The 18727-nt window shown below is 59.8% G+C and carries 15 protein-coding genes; 13 read left to right on the forward strand and 2 right to left on the reverse strand.

Annotated elements, in window-relative coordinates; translation table 11 throughout:
• The first annotated feature begins 31 nt into the window (after nucleotides 1-31).
• From phnD to OF122_RS01950, 8 genes are all read left to right on the forward strand, one after another.
• Nucleotides 32-988 carry a phosphate/phosphite/phosphonate ABC transporter substrate-binding protein gene (gene phnD / locus OF122_RS01915; RefSeq protein WP_264226195.1) on the forward strand — a complete coding sequence of 319 codons (957 nt, stop codon included), beginning with the start codon at nucleotides 32-34 and terminating at the stop codon, nucleotides 986-988.
• A gap of 58 nt (nucleotides 989-1046) precedes the next feature.
• Nucleotides 1047-2897, forward strand: coding sequence for an ABC transporter permease (locus tag OF122_RS01920; RefSeq protein ID WP_264226196.1), 1851 nt, complete (start codon nucleotides 1047-1049; stop codon nucleotides 2895-2897).
• Nucleotides 2897-3991, forward strand: a complete 1095-nt coding sequence (locus tag OF122_RS01925) for an ABC transporter ATP-binding protein (RefSeq protein WP_264226197.1) — start codon at nucleotides 2897-2899, stop codon at nucleotides 3989-3991. Before OF122_RS01920 ends, OF122_RS01925 begins: the two co-directional genes overlap by 1 nt.
• Before the next feature lie 29 nt (nucleotides 3992-4020).
• Nucleotides 4021-5166, forward strand: coding sequence for an ABC transporter substrate-binding protein (locus OF122_RS01930; RefSeq protein WP_264226198.1), 1146 nt, complete (start codon nucleotides 4021-4023; stop codon nucleotides 5164-5166).
• A 1460-nt stretch (nucleotides 5167-6626) separates the two neighbouring features.
• Nucleotides 6627-7727, forward strand: coding sequence for a hypothetical protein (locus OF122_RS01935; RefSeq protein WP_264226199.1), 1101 nt, complete (start codon nucleotides 6627-6629; stop codon nucleotides 7725-7727).
• Nucleotides 7728-7825: 98 nt separating this feature from the next.
• A complete protein-coding gene (locus OF122_RS01940) occupies nucleotides 7826-9664 on the forward strand; it encodes an AAA family ATPase (RefSeq protein ID WP_264226200.1) in 1839 nt (612 codons plus the stop codon).
• Entirely contained in the window at nucleotides 9661-10542 is an 882-nt protein-coding gene (locus OF122_RS01945) for a site-specific integrase (protein WP_264226201.1), read from the forward strand. Before OF122_RS01940 ends, OF122_RS01945 begins: the two co-directional genes overlap by 4 nt.
• Before the next feature lie 166 nt (nucleotides 10543-10708).
• Nucleotides 10709-11521, forward strand: a complete 813-nt coding sequence (locus tag OF122_RS01950; protein WP_264226202.1) for a hypothetical protein — start codon at nucleotides 10709-10711, stop codon at nucleotides 11519-11521.
• A gap of 273 nt (nucleotides 11522-11794) precedes the next feature.
• Here OF122_RS01950 and OF122_RS01955 read toward each other — a convergent pair whose 3' ends face one another.
• Both OF122_RS01955 and OF122_RS01960 read right to left on the reverse strand, forming a co-directional pair.
• On the reverse strand, nucleotides 11795-12997 hold the full coding sequence (locus OF122_RS01955; protein WP_264226203.1) for a site-specific integrase: 1203 nt from the start codon (nucleotides 12995-12997) through the stop codon (nucleotides 11795-11797).
• Nucleotides 12998-13443: 446 nt separating this feature from the next.
• Nucleotides 13444-14460: a hypothetical protein gene (locus OF122_RS01960; RefSeq protein ID WP_264226204.1), complete on the reverse strand. Its 1017-nt coding sequence runs from the start codon at nucleotides 14458-14460 to the stop codon at nucleotides 13444-13446.
• A gap of 88 nt (nucleotides 14461-14548) precedes the next feature.
• Here OF122_RS01960 and OF122_RS01965 point away from each other — a divergent pair, with 88 nt between their 5' ends.
• The 5 genes from OF122_RS01965 (at nucleotide 14549) to OF122_RS01985 (ending at nucleotide 18502) form a co-directional block, all read left to right on the forward strand.
• Nucleotides 14549-15040 carry a hypothetical protein gene (locus tag OF122_RS01965; protein ID WP_264226205.1) on the forward strand — a complete coding sequence of 164 codons (492 nt, stop codon included), beginning with the start codon at nucleotides 14549-14551 and terminating at the stop codon, nucleotides 15038-15040.
• Nucleotides 15041-15278: 238 nt separating this feature from the next.
• On the forward strand, nucleotides 15279-16115 hold the full coding sequence (locus OF122_RS01970; protein WP_264226206.1) for a hypothetical protein: 837 nt from the start codon (nucleotides 15279-15281) through the stop codon (nucleotides 16113-16115).
• A 71-nt stretch (nucleotides 16116-16186) separates the two neighbouring features.
• Entirely contained in the window at nucleotides 16187-16645 is a 459-nt protein-coding gene (locus OF122_RS01975; protein WP_264226207.1) for a hypothetical protein, read from the forward strand.
• Nucleotides 16646-16688: 43 nt separating this feature from the next.
• On the forward strand, nucleotides 16689-17642 hold the full coding sequence (locus OF122_RS01980; protein WP_264226208.1) for a helix-turn-helix domain-containing protein: 954 nt from the start codon (nucleotides 16689-16691) through the stop codon (nucleotides 17640-17642).
• A 125-nt stretch (nucleotides 17643-17767) separates the two neighbouring features.
• A complete protein-coding gene (locus tag OF122_RS01985) occupies nucleotides 17768-18502 on the forward strand; it encodes a hypothetical protein (RefSeq protein ID WP_264226209.1) in 735 nt (244 codons plus the stop codon).
• The last annotated feature ends 225 nt before the right edge of the window (nucleotides 18503-18727 follow it).

The following is an 18727-nucleotide window of genomic DNA, read 5'->3' on the forward strand; positions in this document are numbered from 1 at the left end:
ATGGGTGGCCAGTGTTGTGGAGGAGACAGATTTGAACGCGCGCCTCGCTTTCGTGGCGTTGGTTCTGGCGGTGCCGGGCCACGCCCACGCTGCAGACTCCGGTGCATCATGCGACCCTATGGGCGCGGGGCAGCTGCCCTATTGCGACCGAGATGGTGACCTTCTTGCTGACCGTCCCAACGATGAGAGCCTTTGGCGCAACCCGCCCACCCTTGTCTGGGCCTATGCGCCCATCGAAGACCCGGCGGTCTACGCTGAATTGTTCAAGCCCTTCACCGAGCATCTTGCCACATGTCTTAATCGGCAGATCGTCTATTACCCCGTCGAGTCCAGTTCTGCAGAGATTAGCGCAATGCGCTCGGGTCGCCTGCATTTTGCCGGCTTTTCGACCGGCTCGACGGTGGTTGCCGTCAATCAGGCGGGCGCCATCCCGTTTGCGGCCAAGGCCATCGGTGATCAAATGCGCAGCTATAGCCTGGTCGCGGTGGTCAAAGCCGATTCCGGGTTCGAAACCCTTGCTGATCTCGCAGGGCGTCGGGTGGCGCATGCGACGCCGACGTCGAACTCGGGCAATCTGGCCCCCAGGGCGCTTTTTCCCGAGCAGGGGCTGGTCCCGGACCTCGATTACGATCCGATCATGTCCGGTGGACATGATCGCTCCATTCTTGGCCTTCTCAGCGGCGATTACGATATGGCGGCTGTGGCGTCCGACGTGCTCGAGCGCATGCAGGAGCGGGGGCTGGTGGCGCCGGACGATGTGCGCATCCTTTACGAAAGCGCGCCGTTCCCGACCTCGTCCTTTGCCTATGCCCATGATCTCGATCCGCACTTGGCGCGCGACCTGCAAAGTTGCTTTTTCAATTTCACCTTTCCCTCCCAATTGCGCGCCGAATTCAACGGGGACACAAATTTCGTGCCCATCGATTACCAAACCGACTGGGCTGTGGTCCGCGCCGTCACTGAACGTGTGGGCGTCATGATCGAATAAAACCTTGAGCTGACGGCTCAGTCGAGGCGTCGAAAACCAAACGAATGCGAGTGAACACATGGGATCCACCAGTGGATCGCCATCGGGGACGGCTGTGTCTTCGGATGGTGGAAAACGTCAATGCCCGTCATGGCGCTATTGGCTCAAGATCAAGGCGGCAGACCCCTCTGCCCTGCTGGCGGTCGCACTTCTGGTTGTCTTTGGTTACCTCATCGCCGGTCCGGTGGTGTTGCTGCTGGGCGATGCGATTCAGGTCCAGTTCGCCGAACAGATGCGGACCGGACTGCCCCAGGGCGCGTTCACGACCTATTATTTCGAGCGAGCCCTATTCTCGCCGGTGGCGCGGGACATTTTCTGGGTTCCCCTGTTCAATACGCTCTCGGTAGCGGCCGGCGCCATCGTGATTGCCCTTTTGGTCGGGGCACCGCTTGGCTGGCTGTTGTCGCGCACCGATCTGCCGGGCAAACGCTGGTTTTCCACGGCGCTGATCGTGCCTTACATGCTGCCCTCCTGGACCTTTGCATTGGCCTGGAACACGCTGTTCAAGAACCGCACGACGGGCGGGTCGCCAAGTTGGATGGAATCGCTGGGCTTTGCGCCGCCCGATTGGCTCGCTTACGGGCAACTGCCCATCACGCTGATCCTGGCGCTCCACTATGCGCCCTTCGTCATTCTGCTCTTCGGCAACGCATTGCGCCAGTTCGACGTCCAGCTCGAAGACGCCGCGCGAATCCAGGGCGCCGGCCGTTTTCATGTGGCGCGCCGTATCGTTTTGCCGCTCATGCTGCCCTCGCTGGTTTCGGCCTGCACTCTGATCTTTGCCAAATGTTTGGGAGATTTCGGGGTCGCCTATATTCTGGGCGTGCCCGTGCGCTATGACGTTTTGGCGACCTCGCTGTTTCGGGCGATCTCATCGAGCCAGGCCGGTATGAGCGCCGTGCTGGCGGGAACGATCGTGCTCTTGGGCGCCATCTCGATTTTGATCGACATGCGGCTTTTGCGCGAAGCGTCCCGGTTTCAGACCATTGGTGGCAAAGGCGCCATGGCCCGTCCGACGCGGCTGGGCCGGTTCGCTCCGCTGGCGACATCATGGGCGCTGCTGGTTTTCCTGATCAGCGCGGCCATCCCGCTCACGGCCCTGGCGTTGACCACGGTCATGCGGATGCCGGGCGTTTTCACGCTGGACAATTTCACCCTCGATTTCTGGATCGGTCATAACCTTAACACCACGGCGCTGCGGCAAGGCATATTGCTGACGCCTGACTTCTGGTGGGCCACTTTCAACACGATCTGGATTGTGGGCACCGCGGCGCTGGGCGCAGGATTTCTTGGCCTTCTGGTCGGGATCGCGGTGGCGCGGTCTCCGCTCAAGATTGCCGGAACGCTGCTGCGCTATCTTACCTTTCTGCCCTATCTCGTACCCGGCATTGCCTTTGCGGCGGCCTATCTGTCCATGTTCGCGGTCCCGCGCGGCCCGGTGCCAGCTCTTTACGGTACCTCGCTCATCTTGGTGCTCGCCATTTTGGCCGACCAAATGCCATTCGCCTCGCGGGCGGGTATTTCGGCGATGATGCAATTGGGCAAGGATCCCGAGGAGTCCGCCCGGATCGTTGGTGCCGGCTGGTGGCGGCGACTGGTCTCGATCGTCGTGCCCATTCAGAAGGGCGCGCTGGTGTCGGGCGTCCTGCTCCCCTTTATCTCCGGCATCAAGGGGCTCAGCCTTGTGGTTGTGCTCGCGGTGCCAGGAACGGACCTGCTGACCACATACGCCATCCGGCTCGTGGATTACGGCTACACCCAGGCGTCCAATGCCGTGGTGCTGATGATCTGCGTCATAGCCTTCTTCGGCACTGTCGGCGTGCAGCGTCTCACAAAAAGTTCTCTCTCGGACGGGCTGGGTAACAAATAATGACTTCGATTACGCTTTCACACATTTCCAAATCCTATGGATCAGGCGGGCCCAAGGCTGTCGACGATCTCTCTCTCGATATCGCACGCGGGGAGTTCCTGTGCCTTTTGGGACCTTCGGGCTGCGGCAAGACGACGACCTTGCGCATGCTTGCCGGGCTGGAGCACCCGTCCGAGGGCTCCATCGCCATGGGAGAAAAAACCATCGTCTCGGTTTCGTCGGGCATCTTCGTGCCACCGGAAAAGCGAGAACTGGGGCTGGTGTTTCAGAGTTACGCGTTGTGGCCGCATCTGAGCGTTGAGGAAAACATTGCCTTTGGCCTCAAGCTCAAGAAGGTTGGCAAGGCCGAGCGCGATGCGCGGATCACCGAGGTTACCGAAAAGCTCGGCATTGCTCAGTATCGCAGCCGCTATCCCAACCAATTGTCCGGCGGCCAGCAGCAGCGCGTCGCCCTGGCCCGAATGCTGGCGCTCAACCCTTCCGTGATTTTGCTCGATGAGCCCCTCTCCAATCTCGACGCCAAATTGAGGTTGGAAATGCGCGCGGAGCTGCGGCGCATCCATAAAGAGCTTGGCGCCACCATCGTTTTCGTCACGCACGACCAGTGGGAAGCCATGACGCTCGCCACCAAAATCGCGGTGATGAGCGAGGGGCGTCTGCAGCAGTTGGGCACCCCTGACGATATTTACGAGCGTCCCGCGAACCGTTTCGTGGCCGAGTTCGTCGGCAGTCTGCCGATTAACATCATCGGTATCTCGGACGCAGACCAATCGGCGGTCTCGCACTGGATCAAGGGCCTTGTGGGTGAAAGCCCAGTCTATCCCGTCTCGGTTGGTTTGAGACCGGAAGCAATTGAAATCGATCCGAATACTCTGGCCGCTGCGAACCTGCGTACTGCGGTCGTCAAGGACATTCTGCCCACCGGCGGAAGTTGGATCGTCGAACTCTCGGTGGAGGGCGAAAAGATTTTCGCCATCGCCGGCAGCGCGCCGCGCTTTGACATCGAACACACTGTTGGACTTTCGGTCGATCCGGCCGAGCTTCATCTGTTCGACGCCAGGGGCGAGCGCATCCCATTGTCTCACACCCCGTGAGACGCCTTTATCTCAAGGAGGAATTCGTTATGCCGAAACAGGCCCATTTCATGTCAGGGATCAGCCTTGCCGCCATGGTCGCGATCGCGTCCGTCAGCGCCGCACCGGCTCAGGAGTCTCTGGGTCTTTCCAACGAGGACTATTCGCTCGAGGCTCTGATCGAAGCTGCTCAGCAGGAGGGCCCAATCACCGTCATAGATGCGACCGGTAAGATCGTGACCATGGCCGAAAACTTTTCGGAAAAATACGGGATCGAAGCGACCGGCGTTAAAATGTCCGCCCAAGAGCAAGAGCAGGTGCTTTTGCGTGAAGCGGCGGCCGGAAACGTGCAGACCGATGTCTTCAACATGAGCAATCTGCCCTCGGTCACCTCCCAGATCCTGCCGCAAAATATCGGCGTGAGCTGGTTCCCGCCCGATCTTGCCGAGGCGATTCCGGAAAACTATCAGAACCCTGCGATCACCAGCCTCAATCCTTGGGTCTGGTCCTACAATACCGACGTACACACCGATGGGTGCCCCGTCGATAATATGTGGGCGCTGACCGAGCCGGAGTGGGAAGGCCGGGTCGCCATTCCCGATCCGTTGCTGCGCAACGAAACGATGTTCTGGTTCAACCAGCTTGAAACCAATTCGGACGATCAGATGGCTCAGGCCTATGAGGATTATTTTGGTGAGCCTCTTGAGACTGACGAAGCCAGCGCGACCGCCGAATGGGTGAAGCGCTTCGCTGCCAATCATCCCACCGTCACGCGGTCGGATTCCGATGTGGGACCGATCGTTGGCGCGCCGGGCCAGGCCGAACCCTTTATGGGCTTTGTGAGTGCCGCGATTTTCGGTGATGCCGTTGAAGATGGATATGGGATGGGCATTTGCGAAGGGATGGAGCCATTCGTCGGCCAGCTCACACCGCGCGTTGCAGTGATCGCTGCGGGCACCGAGCATCCCAATGCCGCCAAGCTCTTCGTCCATTACATCATGACCGAAGAAGGCATGGCACCCCAGCTTGCGGACGGAAAGCTCTCAACCAACACCGAGGCCCGCATGCCGGAAGGTGAACCCTCAGGCGTGTTCGATATCGTGGACCAGCTTCACGTGACCGACTCCACGACCACCGAAAGCGATTTTGCGCGCCTGCAGGATTGGCAGGATTTCTGGATCGTCAATTCCCGCTAGCGGAATAAGTGGGGCCGGCCAAGTCGGCCCCATATCTCAACAGCCTCGCCCGAATTATGTACATCAACTTTGACCTCCTCGTGCCTTGGGGCGCAGAACAGAGGCAGTCCTAAGGCTACGGGTCGAGCGTGCGGAAACCCGCAGCAGGGTTGGCCGTGTCATCGAGCGTCTCAAGGCTGGCGAGGACGGCTAGCTTAACCCCGCTCGGCACGATAAACGCGCAACGTCTACTTCGGAGGAAATGCTAAATCGCATTCAACGCCCAAAGACGGCGATAAAACCCGAATGTCGGCTTTCCACACTTCCTTGCCAAAAACAGTCGGTCCGCAACCGGCCCCGATTTCGCCAGACTGCAATGCGCCGCTGCTTCGGCCGTTTAGTCCATCTTGCGCGCAAACCAAAACCTGCCACTCTCGCCGTGAAGTCCGAGGGGAAGAACAACCTTACATTGCCACCGAGCCACAGGAGCAGAACACCCCCTTGGTGCGGCATGAAGGGTAGTGGGTGGGTCCTGCGACAGCATGGAAGTCACTCAGACTCCAACGCGGAGGCAGAGTGTCATGCTGAGTTCAACGATTATCTGTCGAGTGTCATCGACAACAATGCTGCAGGATTGACATTTCACGACGGCTACCAGAAGCGCTCTGTGTAGCACCGCCCCCTGAGGAGTGCCCGACCGACTGCAAGCTGCGCGCATGCCCTGAGCAGCTATCGTTCACCGCCGTCAGCTGCCTCGACCACTCGATTCGGAAGGCTTTGGCCCAGGATTCGCTGCTGAACTGAAACGATATCAGATCAGAGTTGGAGAAGCTGGGCCCTGAGCTGGCAGCAAGGCAGTCGAGGCGAACGCCAGCTGTGCTGCGACGGTGAGACGATGCGCGCACCCAAGGTTCAACGCGATCAAGGATGCACCCAACAAGCGCTTGGAGCTCTTCAGATGCGCGCTCTGAAATCGAAGGGGCGTGCGCCGCCGCTGAATCGCTAAAATGCGATCAAACGTTTACCCTGTCGGTTAACCCTAAGCGATCAAAGAGCAATTGGGCTCTTGCTATCTCAAACAGCCCGCTTATTTTGGCTTGGTTGCAGTCATCCCGACCGCGATGCGGCGCCCAGAATTCTGGGCGGTCCCCGCCGGTGTTACGAGCACTGACGAGGACCTGACCGGTAACCTTCTGTGCAAAGGCCAACGGCTATGACACTCTATATATGCCCCCAAGGATGGGGGGAATCCCTTCGCAAAAGTTTTGCCCATCTCGTGCTCGCTTCGCCCGAAGCGTTGTGCAGCACCTTGTCCTGTTCCGGCTCCGGCCAGGCCTAGCAAAACCTTTTCCCGACATGCTCCGACCCATCGCCCCGCTGCCCCGGCAGTGAAGGTGAGCGCGGCTGGCCAATGGTTTTGCACCAGGTCAAAAGCGAGACGCTCGCGAGCATGTCCCTTTATCCTTCGAAGGGATTTTCAAATGCCCCATTTTATCTTTCCCGACCTCCCCTCAGACTTTGCCGATCTTGCTCCCGAATTCGAACGCATCGCCTCCAACGTCGCTGAGCGTTTCGTTTTCGAGACCTCGCGCGATGATCCCACTTTCGGTCCGTATGGCGAATTGGCGGCGCTGTTTCGCTCGTCCACCGCGTCCGAGGGTCGTCTGTTTGAAGAGGGCATGCGCTTGCTGCTCGGCACGCGGGAGCGTTTCATTCTGATCGAAGCGGGGCTCAAACTCCCGCTCATCCCGGCCGCGATCAATGCCGTTGCCTCAAACGATGCCGCCGCCATCGCCAGCCTGCGCATCGATCCCGACACCTATACCCGGCGCCACTATACCCCCGACGTCATTGTCGTCGAGCGTGAGACGGGCAAGGCGTTCATTCTCGAGCTCAAACGCACGAGCAAAAGCTTTGGCCGCGGGCAGATCGATGCACTGGTCGACAAGATGCGCGCGGCCGGGCTTGTGCTCTCGCACACCTTGTTTCATCGCGGCTTTGGCTTCCCGATCCGTTCGGTCTCGACCTTGCTGGTCGATTGCGACAATTCGGACACCTACAAACGCGTCACCGGAACACATGAGCTCGATGTGACGCTCGCGGTGCCGGGTCTGGGCACGGCCCTCGATTATCTTCGCGGGCTGTTTGCGGCCAAAGTGCAGACCCAGATCGCCCAGTGCCTGGCGCGCATCGATGGCGCCACGCCCGGGCCGATCGCAGCCGAGGTGGTTGTTTCCGAAACGCTTGCTCCCGAACACCCCAATGACCAGCCCGACATCGGGCCAGGTGAGGCAGAGCTGTGCGTTGTCGAACACCTCGACAAGCCGCGCATGGCCAAACCGCCCCTGCGTGCAGCCAAGGAGGGCAAGAACCTTGGCGAGCCCGATCCTGGGGCGATTGCGGCCGCCATCCGGCACGGGGTGATGGGGGAAGTCGACAGGACCGGCGTGCCCGCAGCCCTGCGCGAAGCCTTGCGCCGGCAGGCGGCAGAGGGGGAACCGGCAGCCCAGCTGGTGCTGGACTGGCTCGATCGCTTGCTGCTCGCAAAACTCGATACAGCGCCCATGCGCGTGCGGGTCTAGCGGCCCGAAATCCGCACGGGCCTACCGGCCCGACCACTTTGTTTCAAGTCCGAATCAATCCGACGACGCGTCCTTTTTTGGGGCGTGATGGAGACCCCATGCCTTTCAAGTCCATATCCAAGTCCAAGCCCGACCCGATTCAGCGCTCGGCGATTGATGTCTTTCCCAAATTTGTTGCGCAGGCGCTGCTGGGCAAGCCGTTTCTGGCCGAAATCGCCGCCAAATCCGAGACCGCCTTTGCGCTGATTATTCACGTGCCCAATGAGAACTGGATGGGCTTTCTCGCCGACGGTCTGCTTTCGATCTTGCCCGGGACGATCATCGAACAGATCCGGCCCGGCCGGCGTCGCTCGATCGATGCCTCCAACAATCAATGTCTCGACTATTTGGCCGACGGCCGTTCGGTGGTCGCCATAACATACGATCCGAGTGTGATTTCAAAAGACCTGCAGGCAACGGCCGATCGGATCGTCGAAGTTGAGGGCATCGATGTTCGCGTCGTGCGCCGCGCCATTAATGCAGTTGCGGGCGAGCGCGCCAAGGGTTTGACCCGGACAGATATCGCAACGCTCTCTCCCATTGCGGTGATGGCGGCCATTCGCAACGCCAAGTCGGCAGTGGAGGCCGTAGCGCGTTTGCGCCGCGCCGCATCGGGCCCCACCGCGCGCACCGCCAATTCCGACCTGCCCAAGCTTGCCGCGTTGCCGCTGGTTGCTGAGGTGCGTGAGTGGGCCGATACCTTACGCGATGATCTGGCAGCGCTGCGGCGCGGGCAGATCAAAGCCGACGACATCCGCTACGGCGTGCTCGAAGGCCCGCCGGGCACCGGCAAGTCCTTGCTCGGCGAGGTGCTTGCCCAAAGTGCCGGCTGGCGGTTTGTCGGCACGAGCGTGCCCACATGGTTTTCATCGACCGATGGCCATCTGGGCGGTGTGACCCGTGCCGCAACCGAATTCTTCATCGATCTCCTGACCCACGATTTCAGCATTGGGTTTCTCGATGAATTGCAGTCGATCCCCGACCGCTCGGCAATGGACGCCAGCCACCGTGAATGGTGGACAACGCTGGTGGATCTTGTGCTGTTGCAGATCGATCGCGTGCGCAAGTCCGGGCGCCCGATCCTGCTGCTGGGGGCGTGTAATCACTACAACCATCTCGATACCGCCCTGATCCGCGGCGGCCGGCTCGAGCAGAAGATCACGGTCCGTCCGCCCGCGAGCGTTCATGAAGTCCACAACGTTTTGCGGTTTTATTGCGGTACGGCAATCGATGACGGCGAGCTTGAAGCAATCGCCCGCCTGGCGCTTGGCCGCGCCCCGGCCGATCTGGCCGCGGGCGTAAAACAGGCCCGCGCCCTTGCGCGGCGGGCGGGCAGGGCGCTGGTGCCCGCCGATCTGCACGCCGGCATGGACCTGTCGCCGGAGCGCCATGGCCCATCTCTGGAGATCGTTGCGCGCCATGAAGCGGCACACGCGCTGATCGCTCACCGGCTTGGCGCACATGTGAACTCGGTCACAATAGTGTCAGCCGGCATGAGTGCGGGCGCAACCGAATCTGACTGGGGCGATGCGCCGATGACCCGGCACATGCTCGAAGATCGGGTGAAGGTTGCTTTGGCCGGGCGGGTTGCCGATGAAATCTTTAACGGTGGTGCATCCTCGGGCGCGGTGGGTGATCTCGCATTTGCGAGCAACCTGTTGCGCCGGGGACGGCTCGAACTCGGTCTTTATGACCGGCTTGGCACGATTGACAGTAATGGCGTGATGGCGCGGTTCGATGGTGAATGGCTCGAGGCGAGGCTGAGATGGCTGATGGCGGAAACCCGCGCCCTGGTTTATGCCGAACGGGCAAAGATCCTCGAGCTTTCGGACATCTTGCTCGAGAAAAAAGTGCTCGACGCCGACGAGATTGTTGCCGCTCTGGGGGTGGGCAAATGAACTGGCGTCACCATTTCGATCGGCTGGAGGGCGCTTATGCGTCTTCAACGATCAAGTCTTACATCAGGGATTTCGAAGCGTTCGCCGGTTGGTGTCGCCGCAAGCGGCTCCGCGCTTTGCCGGCCAGTGCACAAACGGTGGCCCGCTTTATAGATGCGCAAAGCCAGGAGCTGAAAATCAGTTCAATCAAGCGCAAGATGTGCGCAATCCGCAAAGTCCATCGCCTTGCGGGGTTCAACGACATCGATGAGCATGAAACGATCGCGCTGGCGCTGCGTCGTGCAAAACGCGCCAGGCCGGGCCGCCCGCGCCAAGCCTTGGGCGTCACATTCGAGCGGCGTAATGCGCTGATGGGCAAGTGTTCCGACGACCTTGTCGGTCTTCGTGACAAGGTTATGGTGGCGGTTGGGTTCGACACGCTGTGCCGGCGGGCCGAACTCGTTGGTCTGCGCGTTGAAGATTTTCAGATGAGCGATGCTGGCACCCTCACCGTGCTGGTCAGACGCGCCAAAAACGACCAAGACGGGCTGGGGCGCATTGCACATTTGTCGGCTGAGACGACCCGCCTCGTCCAGCACTGGCTGGAGATGACCGGTCTCGAGCGCGGCCCATTGCTGCGGCCAATCTACAAAGGCAAGATCGGCGCGCGCTATTTGCATCCCGCCGCCGTGGGGCGGGTTCTCAAGCGCTTGTCCAGCATGGCCTACGACCCTGAAATTGCAAAAAAAGTAAGCGGACATTCGCTGCGCGTGGGTTCCGCACAGACGCTGGCAAAGCGCGGGGTCGGCTTGCTCGCAATCATGTCGGTGGGCGGCTGGCGGTCGTCCAATACTGTCGCGCGCTATGTCGAAAACGTCGAGGTCAATCCGTGGCAGTGAAAGGGCGGTGAGGTGATGCCGAAGAGACTCTTCGCGTCAACTCGCAAAATTTTTGGCGGGACATGGGGATTTCCTGGCCAAAATCGCCAGCAGTCTTGCGATCAACTTGACTTGGCCGGCAAAAAGGCAATGACATTACCAGCATTGCCAAAGGGGTTATCACAACATGCAAGACGACGAAATAAGCCTGCTCGATCTGGGCGTAACGATCGCCGAGAACTGGCTGTTGCTTGTATTGGTGCCGCTTGCGCTGGGTGTTGCAGCCTTCACTTTTCTCTCTCTTGGTGGCCATCACTACCGCGCCAGCATCACCGTGCCGTTTGCTGCCGACGAGATTGCAGCCCTTTGGGAGGGAAGCGAAGACAACCAACTGGCGGTCCCGAACGTCGGACTGGCAGATGGTGTCTCAGACGGCGTCGTTATTGTAGCGAGGGGAGATGGTCAGGCGAGCACCCTTTCGCTGGTTGGAGATGCACCTGAAGAGTTGCGGACCGCGCTCGATGAGATTGGCGATATCATCACCGAGGCAGCCAATGCCGGCGTGATCGCGCCGTCTCAAGCCCGTACCGCAGAGCGGATTGACGAGGTAAGAGCGTCCATTGCGCTCCGCTCGCAGGTCATCGCGGATCTTGAGGCCGATCTTGGGGGTAATGATGAGGTCGAGGGATCGGACTATGCGCTGGGCGCACTCGCACTTGCCCAAATGCTCGAAGGGCGCGCTGCCGACCGCGCACGACTCCAGGCCCTCAATGACGAAATGGCGGCAACCGAAATGCCGATCGATGGTGCCGAGGTTTCGGTTGAAAGCCTGGGACGGTCGCCCCTTTTGATGGCAATTCTCGTCGTGCTTGGCAGCGGCTTTTTTCTCCTGATCCTGGTCTTTGTGCGCCAGGGTCTAAAGGGCGCTTCCCAGGACCCCGCGGCCCGGGAGAAAATCGAACGCATCCGCAACAGCCTCTTGCTGCGCCGAAACAGTTAGGATGGCCAGCGTATTGGAGGATGGATGGTGGTTCCATCCCCAGGAGCCATGTCGCACGATGTCGGCTTTGGCGCTTATAGATAAGGTTTCTTCCGCGTTCGTGAGCGCAGGCACACCTGTGCTTGGGCATGCCGCATCATTGGTTGGCGGGCACGCGGCCATCGAACATCCAACGCGTTATCGCACATCCGCCCGAAAACCAGGTCTTTCCAGACGCCAAAAATGACACCGGAAGTCCCGTCAGATTCCAATAAGTCACCGGGCAGGGGGCTCTTAACGGCTGTCGGGATCGTCTTTCCCGCTCCGAACCAGTGCCGGGTTTTCGGTTGCCCGCAACCCTGCCTCTCGTGCCGCATCCTTGTCGGCGCGCCGGCGCTGGGCCCGCGCCAGACTGGCGGCCACCTCATTGGGATCGCGCGGATCGGCGACGCTTTGATAATAGGCGCGAACCTCCTCGGCCGTGAGCCCGCGTGGCGAAGTGTCGGGTTTATAGATTGGGGTCGGCATGTCCTCTTCGACAAAGAGGGAAGCCTGGTCGGTAACAGGTGTCTGCGGCGCATCAGGCTGTTGATCGGGCCAAATGGCATCGGCATCGCGGGGGGCGGCCACGCGCTCAAATATCTGCTCATCATCGCCTGGGTTTGCGGGCGCCTCGGCAATTGGCGCAAGAGCTGGGTTGAACTCATCCACCGCCCGCGCCACCGCATCCCGGTCATGGCCGACCGCGCCGCGGGCATAATGGGCATGGGCGGTGCGGATCGAAAGATGTCCGCAAAGCTTTGCGATTTCGAGAGCTGACAGCCCGGCCCGCGTCCAGGTGGCGATCGCGACATGCCGAAAACTGTAAAGCGAGAGGTTACGGATTTTGACCCTTTCGCAGGCGCGGGTGATCTGCCCGGCGAGACATTTTTGCCATTTAGCGAATTCACGCTTGCTCAGATCATGGTCGATCAGCTTGAGCAACAGATTTAGCCCCATCAGCACGTCTTTATGCAGTTCGGAGAGATCGAGCACGCGCGTGGTGTCCTGGCCCGGGCGTTTTTTTGCGTTAAGAAGGATAAGCTTTTCGCCCTCGAGGACGGCGCCGCGCATTTCGATGGGTCGAAACCCGCAATGACCGGCGACCAGAACAAAAAGCCCAGCCAATATCGAATTGGGATTTTTGTATTTCAGCCCGTGACGCTTGAGCTCGTAAAAGAGTTTTTCGGCTTCCGCCTCGGTGGCATCAACATGTTTCTTGGCCGAGGTTCGCCGATCCTCCTCGGGAATTTTGGCCTTTCGCGCCTTCAGAGCGTCGTCCACGCGTTCAAAGGCGGCTTCGAATTCGGCCATGCGCCCCGTGGCCTCAAAATTCTCGCGCAAGCCATGTCTGAGATAGGCGCGATACCGGGTGATCGATCCTTTTTCTAGGGGACCGGCTACGGACTGCTGCGCGATCAGCGCGTCTTCGGGGAGGAAATCGGGCCAGCTCTTCATTGCCTCGGCCAGCCGACGTCGCCCGATAATGAGGTAGCCCTCGGTCGTCTCGGTTGACGCTGGGCCAGATGAGGGGGGGCAAATGACGGGGCATGGAAACTTCACTTTGTTGCATGACTCCACGGAATTATAGCCAAGTTCCTGCATGACTCCACGGATTTTTTGGAGTGATTTTCTGCCGCGCGGGCAGGGTGATCAACAGATAATCATCAACCTCCCAACACATGATCGACACCCTGCCAACATTCCCGCGCTGGCAATTGGGCGTTTGCGCGCTTTGATCAACAGGTGATCAACAGATCATCGACAGGTCACCAACAGGCGATCAACAGTTTGATGCCTAGCGGCTCCATCTTCGTGATCAGGACGATTTGAACGCGGGACCGACACCGAACAAGATGATGGCGTCCTTATCGAGCGGGAGGCTCATCGGCATGCCATTGGGACTAGGGCTTCTGCAATCTCAGCCTTGCCTGACGTGCGGCGCGAGGATCGTCTTTGACAAGATCGGCAAGAAGCGATCGACGAGTGGCGACCATTATCGCAGCACCGGGATCGGGGAGACGGGCAATCACCGGTCGGCTGGCACAGGACGGGGCTCCGGCTCGGCGCGGCCGCGAGGCGTCAGGTCGATGGCTCCATTCGGCGCCAGTTGTTGGGATCGACGAGAGTAAGTGTCGCCGGGCAGCAGAGCTGGGCAAGACCAGCACGACAAGATCGAGATACAGGCCAGCTGCGATGGCTCGCGTCCAGATTTGTCGCGATTCGAGGCGATAGCGTTCGAACGTCACGCGTTCTGGGATCTCAATAAAGCCGAGGGCAATTTCCGGACCCGTTGGCCGGGGCAGTGCGAAACTGCTCTCATCGATCACGTGGCCCGGATGGGTTTCAATCAGGATTTGGCTGACCCCGAGGAAATCGGACAACGGGTCGCGAGGCACGAACAACAGTAGCTGGCGCTCGGCCGGCAATCTGCCCTGACGCGAAAGGTGAGTGACAATCTCTGGGCGCCAGTAATGGGTGTCGCCCGATGAGAGTATTTTTGCCAGCTGTGTGCCCAAATCGGCCGGCATATGGGATATGCGGCTCGTGGCCGATCTTGGCGACGCTTGCCGGGCGTTGCGTTCCGCCCTGAGTAGCGCGCGATCGTCGGTGATCCGCGGCGGGGTCCCGGCAAGCGCCGTCTCGAGATAACGATAAACAGCGTCCGGGTCGCGCCGGAACCAGCGCCCCACAATACTGGCTGCAACGGCACTGGAGCGAAAAAGGACGGCGCGAAGCGCGGGGTCGGGGACGTCTCTTACCAGTCGAGACGCGTCGGAATAATTGCGCAAAGCACCGCGGGACAGTCCCAGCCGTCCGGCCAGATCGGTCTCGAAGGCCAGCCTGGGCTGGCCAGACTGCCGTTTCTGCACGATCGCGGCCAAACGGCCAATCAACGCCCATTTTCGCACCTTTTCCATTCCCGATAGCTGCCCCAAGCCGGGCCTGTTGACAAGCCATCATTATTCGGATAGTTATGCTAATGAAAGTTCACTAGCATATGATTTCATGACCGATCCTGACCATCATCACGTATTTATTGAGGCCCTTAAGACCTCCTGGCGGGCCGCAGGCGGCCCGCTCTCACTTACCGGCTTTTTGCGCGAGTGCCGGCCGGTGATTGCGCCGCTGTTAGCGCGGGGCGTCAGCTGGTCCTGGATCGGGGCGCGGGTGCTGGCGGTTTATATCGACCCCAGGGCAGACGTTCCGGTCGACATCGAAGGTTTAAAGGCGCGCAAGAAAACGCTGATCCAGCTGTATTCGCGCACGACGCTGCGCGCCAAAGCCTCTGAGGTTGTCGGTCGCGTCCGCGAGCCAGACGCCCAAAACGTCCAAGTGGGATCGGCCCTGGAGGACGGGACCGCAACGAACCAGGGTGGCGCTGTGCCTCCAGGGACCACCGACCCGCCTCGAGACAGCCAGGACCGGGCCGCCCGCCGCGCCCGCATCCGCCACGGCGCGGACCTTCGAAGCACGCTTGGACAAATAGAGTCAGCATGATGAGCACTGAGTTTCTGCCATCCGCGATCCGCATCAGAAGTTTCCGTCCCGCCAAGACGCGGGGCAAGTCCACCGCGATGGCGATTGCAGTCGACAAGATCGCGGATACCGCGGTCGAATTGGTCTCGTCTGCGCCCGACATTCAGCGTCTGCCAAAGGCAAGCGTCGTTTTCCGAGACCCGACCACTGCAATTGCGTGCCGCCCACACCCGCCTTCAAAGAAACAATGAGTTTTGTTATGAGTTTTAAGTTTCCGCCCCTCTCGATTCCCTCGCACACGCGCATCGGCGTGTTCTGCACAGCGAGCCCGAAAAAATCGGGCAAGTCGACCGTCCTGCGTATCGCGGCCAACGAATTTTCCGATGCGGGCTATGAGCTCGTGCTGCTGCGGCACGACATTCACAATTTGCTGGAAGCTTTTGCGCCCACGGTCCGCATTGAGCTTGCAAAATCGGCTGATATCATGCGCGGCAAGACGACGATGGACCTCAAACATCATGCGCCCCTGACCGATGCGATGCTCTCGCTGCCCGAGCACCCGCGTCGTATTGTAATGCTGGACGCGTCGGCCCCCGGTTCGGGCAGAATTGGCTCCATCCTTCAGGCCGGGCGCTTCAACAAATGGCTCGCCGACCGTGAAATTTTCGCCATGTTCTGTGTTCCGCTTCGTCCGATTGAGGATTCAGCGCAGGGGGCGCTTGAGATGATGGAAGAACTTCACGCTGTGATGCCCGATCATTTCGTCGTGCCGGTGCCGATCTGCGATTCCAATGATCTCGATATTCTGCCCGACGACCATCTGTTTTTCGAGGTGATCAAAATGGCCCGCCACGGGGTCATCCATCTTCCCGCGCTTGGCGAGGAGATTGCATCGGGACTCGAACGTCTCGACCGCCCGTTGTCCGAGATCGCCGATCCCGATAGCGAAGAGGCTCTTGCTTACATCGCGAAGACATCGGGCCACAACCGCCTCATGTCGGGCCTCATTTCCGAGGGAGCGCAGGATCTGGTGCTCGCGTTCGAAGAGGCTATGCGCCCTTTGGCATTGACGCCGGGCGGTCGCGACCCGGCATAGTCGGACCGTCCATTGCCCGCCGTTGGGTGGACGGCGCCACCGCACGCATGGACGAGGGACGGTTTGGCTGGATGGATCAGCTTCAAACCGCAGCCCGCCACCTGCCCGAAGACGAACTCGCCGATCTCGTGCATGCGATCCGGATCAAGCTAGAAGCCGGTCAGGATGTCGCGCTTGCCCGGACCATTGAACGGCGCGGCGTCAAGCGATTTGCGGAAGGCTATCCGAAATTGGTGTCAGTGCTTGAAAAACGCTTTGCGGCAAACTGGCGGACAGCGACCCGCGCCGGTATCGCGCGCATCGCCCAGCGCAAGGCGCCTCGCACCGGGTGGGACAAAGAGCTGGCGCGGCTGTTGCGGCAAATTTCGCCGCTGCGATTGCTCGTCCTGCAGATCAGATTCTGGCGGCGGATCCTCAAGATCTGGTGGCGGCGGCGCGTCGTCAGGATCGCAAAGCACCTGTCGGTCCGATCCTTGTCAGCGGCGACTGAGCTTACGCGCCAAGTCGCCGAAATCTGGCGCAAAAAATGAGTGCTCGGTGAAAAAACCTGTCGGTGAGTGGAAAGGTCCCAAATTGAGTAGTCTTTCGATTTCAGACCTGCGGGCCGTCCGGAAAACGCGGGGATTGACCCAGTCGGACCTTGCCGAATGCGCTGCACTGTCGATCCCTACAATCAGGGGAGTCGAAGCCGGTCGTGGACAACTGATCTCACTCGAGAGGATCATGGCCGGGCTGGGTCTTGTCTTCGGCTTCACCGCATCGGCGACCGAGTTGCCCGGTGAGGCGCTTGTGCGGCTGCGCAAGCGTGCCGGTCTGTCCCAAAGAGCCTTGGCGGCGAAGATGGGCGTATCGGCCCCCACAATCATCGCGCTCGAGCTGAAGTTTTCTGGCTCGATACCGGTTCTGTTGCGCTATTTGTCGGCCGTGCGGTCAAAAGGTCTTTTGCGAGATCCCTCCAAACCGCGCCGCCGTCTCATCCCGCAAAAGAACGACCCCTCGCGCGATATCGTCATGACCCCGGACGCCTTGGCCCAACAGGTCGTCGATGTCTTCGCGCCGCAAATGTCTGGAACTGTGCTCGAGCCTGCAGCTGGGGAGGGGGCTTTTCTGCGGGCCTTTCCCGAGCGCCTGGACTCGAAATGGTGCGAAATCACGAAGGGCCGAAATTTCTTCGGCTATCGCGAGCGCGTCGACTGGATCGTGACCAATCCACCGTTCAGTGAAATTCGCGCGTTTTTGGGCCATGCCCTCGAGATCACCGATAACATCGTTTTTGTCATTCCGTTGGCACACCTGACCACCAAAGCCCGGCTGCGCTTGATTGCCGAAGCCGGCTTTGCCGTGTGCAAGATTGTGTTGTTGCCACACCCAAAATCCTGGCCGAGTTCGGGCTTCCAGCTCGCCGCAATCCATTTGCGTCGCGGCTGGCTCGGCGCCTGCCGTTTCGAAACACTCGACCAATCGCTTGCCTCCGACATCGAGGCCGACGTGGCCGATGTCGAGGCCGAGTTGCTTGCCGCCCAATAACGTGAGGACCTGAGCATGTCAGAGCGCACTCCCTCCTCCCAATGTGTGCGATTAGCCGTCATTCAGTATTCGAAAACCACAGTCGGGTTCGAAACGGCTATATACTTTTTACTGGAGAGCACTGCATGAAGATCGTGAAAACGTCTGCCGACGTCGTGATGCTCGAGGAGATCGTTGATAATGCGCAAAGGAGCGGCGACCCGCTGCCCCCTATGGGCCCGTGTGGAAACTATTTGAGAAACAGAGAAATACTCGAAATGTTTGAGGAGCGCCGCATCTACACGAGTGTGGAGCTTTGCCTGCGGCATTTTCGCCTTTATGGAGCCCATTATCGCACGCTGGAATGGAGTGCGGAAAAGTGCGGCCAGAACCTCAAATTCGCCATTGAGCACAATATAGTGCGTGCAACCAGACGCAAAGACCGCCCTGCCTGGCACCTCATCGATGCGCAACTGCAGTATGAATGCATTGGCTCGGTCCGTCGGAGCAGGGCGATACGGCTGCGTGGTGCCCCGGCACATGAACTTGCCGCAAACGCACGGCTTTGGGAGCGAGAACTGAGGGCTCGCGAACGTCGGCGTAGGCGAGAGATAACCAGAATTTTGCCTAGGATCGAGACATTAATCGAGAAGATCGGTTGCCGTTTCGTGTTTGATCCGGGGCTAATCAGTATTTTTGGGTCGCCATCAGCCGCGGGTTTCCACGATCGCGCCAAAATGATCTTGGAGCGCATTGACTATATGAGCCCACAGGAGGCCTTGGATCTCGAAAGAGAGCTTCGAAAGGGGCTTTCCGCCCTATCAAAGCTGCCCGATGTCACTGATGAAGATCTCGATGAGGTCTCACTTTTCGAGCCCTAGCCGTATATGTCGCGGGCTGGCTTTCTGTCGACCACCGGATCACCTACCGCCACGACGCGCGGAGACGATGGCCCCTAGCCAAGAGACGATCAGCTCCCTTTCGAGACGAAATGTTCATCAAGAATCGTTGCGTTTTGAATGAGAAAAACACAAACGATCCTTGATAGCGAGTGTGGTCCAATTTCTTGTCCTCGTTAAAAAGTCCTTACGGATCTTAACCCATTT

Source organism: Pelagibacterium flavum (assembly GCF_025854335.1).
GTDB classification, from domain to species: Bacteria; Pseudomonadota; Alphaproteobacteria; order Rhizobiales; family Devosiaceae; genus Pelagibacterium; species Pelagibacterium flavum.

Bases quoted from the DNA above. Each gene is read 5' to 3' on its own strand.
- OF122_RS01920 (WP_264226196.1), top strand. From the start codon at position 1,047: ATGGGATCCACCAGTGGATCGCCATCGGGGACGGCTGTGTCTTCGGAT.
- OF122_RS01925 (WP_264226197.1), top strand. From the start codon at position 2,897: ATGACTTCGATTACGCTTTCACACATTTCCAAATCCTATGGATCAGGC.
- OF122_RS01930 (WP_264226198.1), top strand. From the start codon at position 4,021: ATGCCGAAACAGGCCCATTTCATGTCAGGGATCAGCCTTGCCGCCATG.
- OF122_RS01935 (WP_264226199.1), top strand. From the start codon at position 6,627: ATGCCCCATTTTATCTTTCCCGACCTCCCCTCAGACTTTGCCGATCTT.
- OF122_RS01940 (WP_264226200.1), top strand. From the start codon at position 7,826: ATGCCTTTCAAGTCCATATCCAAGTCCAAGCCCGACCCGATTCAGCGC.
- OF122_RS01945 (WP_264226201.1), top strand. From the start codon at position 9,661: ATGAACTGGCGTCACCATTTCGATCGGCTGGAGGGCGCTTATGCGTCT.
- OF122_RS01950 (WP_264226202.1), top strand. From the start codon at position 10,709: ATGCAAGACGACGAAATAAGCCTGCTCGATCTGGGCGTAACGATCGCC.
- OF122_RS01955 (WP_264226203.1), bottom strand. From the start codon at position 12,997: ATGAAGAGCTGGCCCGATTTCCTCCCCGAAGACGCGCTGATCGCGCAG.
- OF122_RS01960 (WP_264226204.1), bottom strand. From the start codon at position 14,460: ATGGAAAAGGTGCGAAAATGGGCGTTGATTGGCCGTTTGGCCGCGATC.
- OF122_RS01965 (WP_264226205.1), top strand. From the start codon at position 14,549: ATGACCGATCCTGACCATCATCACGTATTTATTGAGGCCCTTAAGACC.
- OF122_RS01970 (WP_264226206.1), top strand. From the start codon at position 15,279: ATGAGTTTTAAGTTTCCGCCCCTCTCGATTCCCTCGCACACGCGCATC.
- OF122_RS01975 (WP_264226207.1), top strand. From the start codon at position 16,187: ATGGATCAGCTTCAAACCGCAGCCCGCCACCTGCCCGAAGACGAACTC.
- OF122_RS01985 (WP_264226209.1), top strand. From the start codon at position 17,768: ATGAAGATCGTGAAAACGTCTGCCGACGTCGTGATGCTCGAGGAGATC.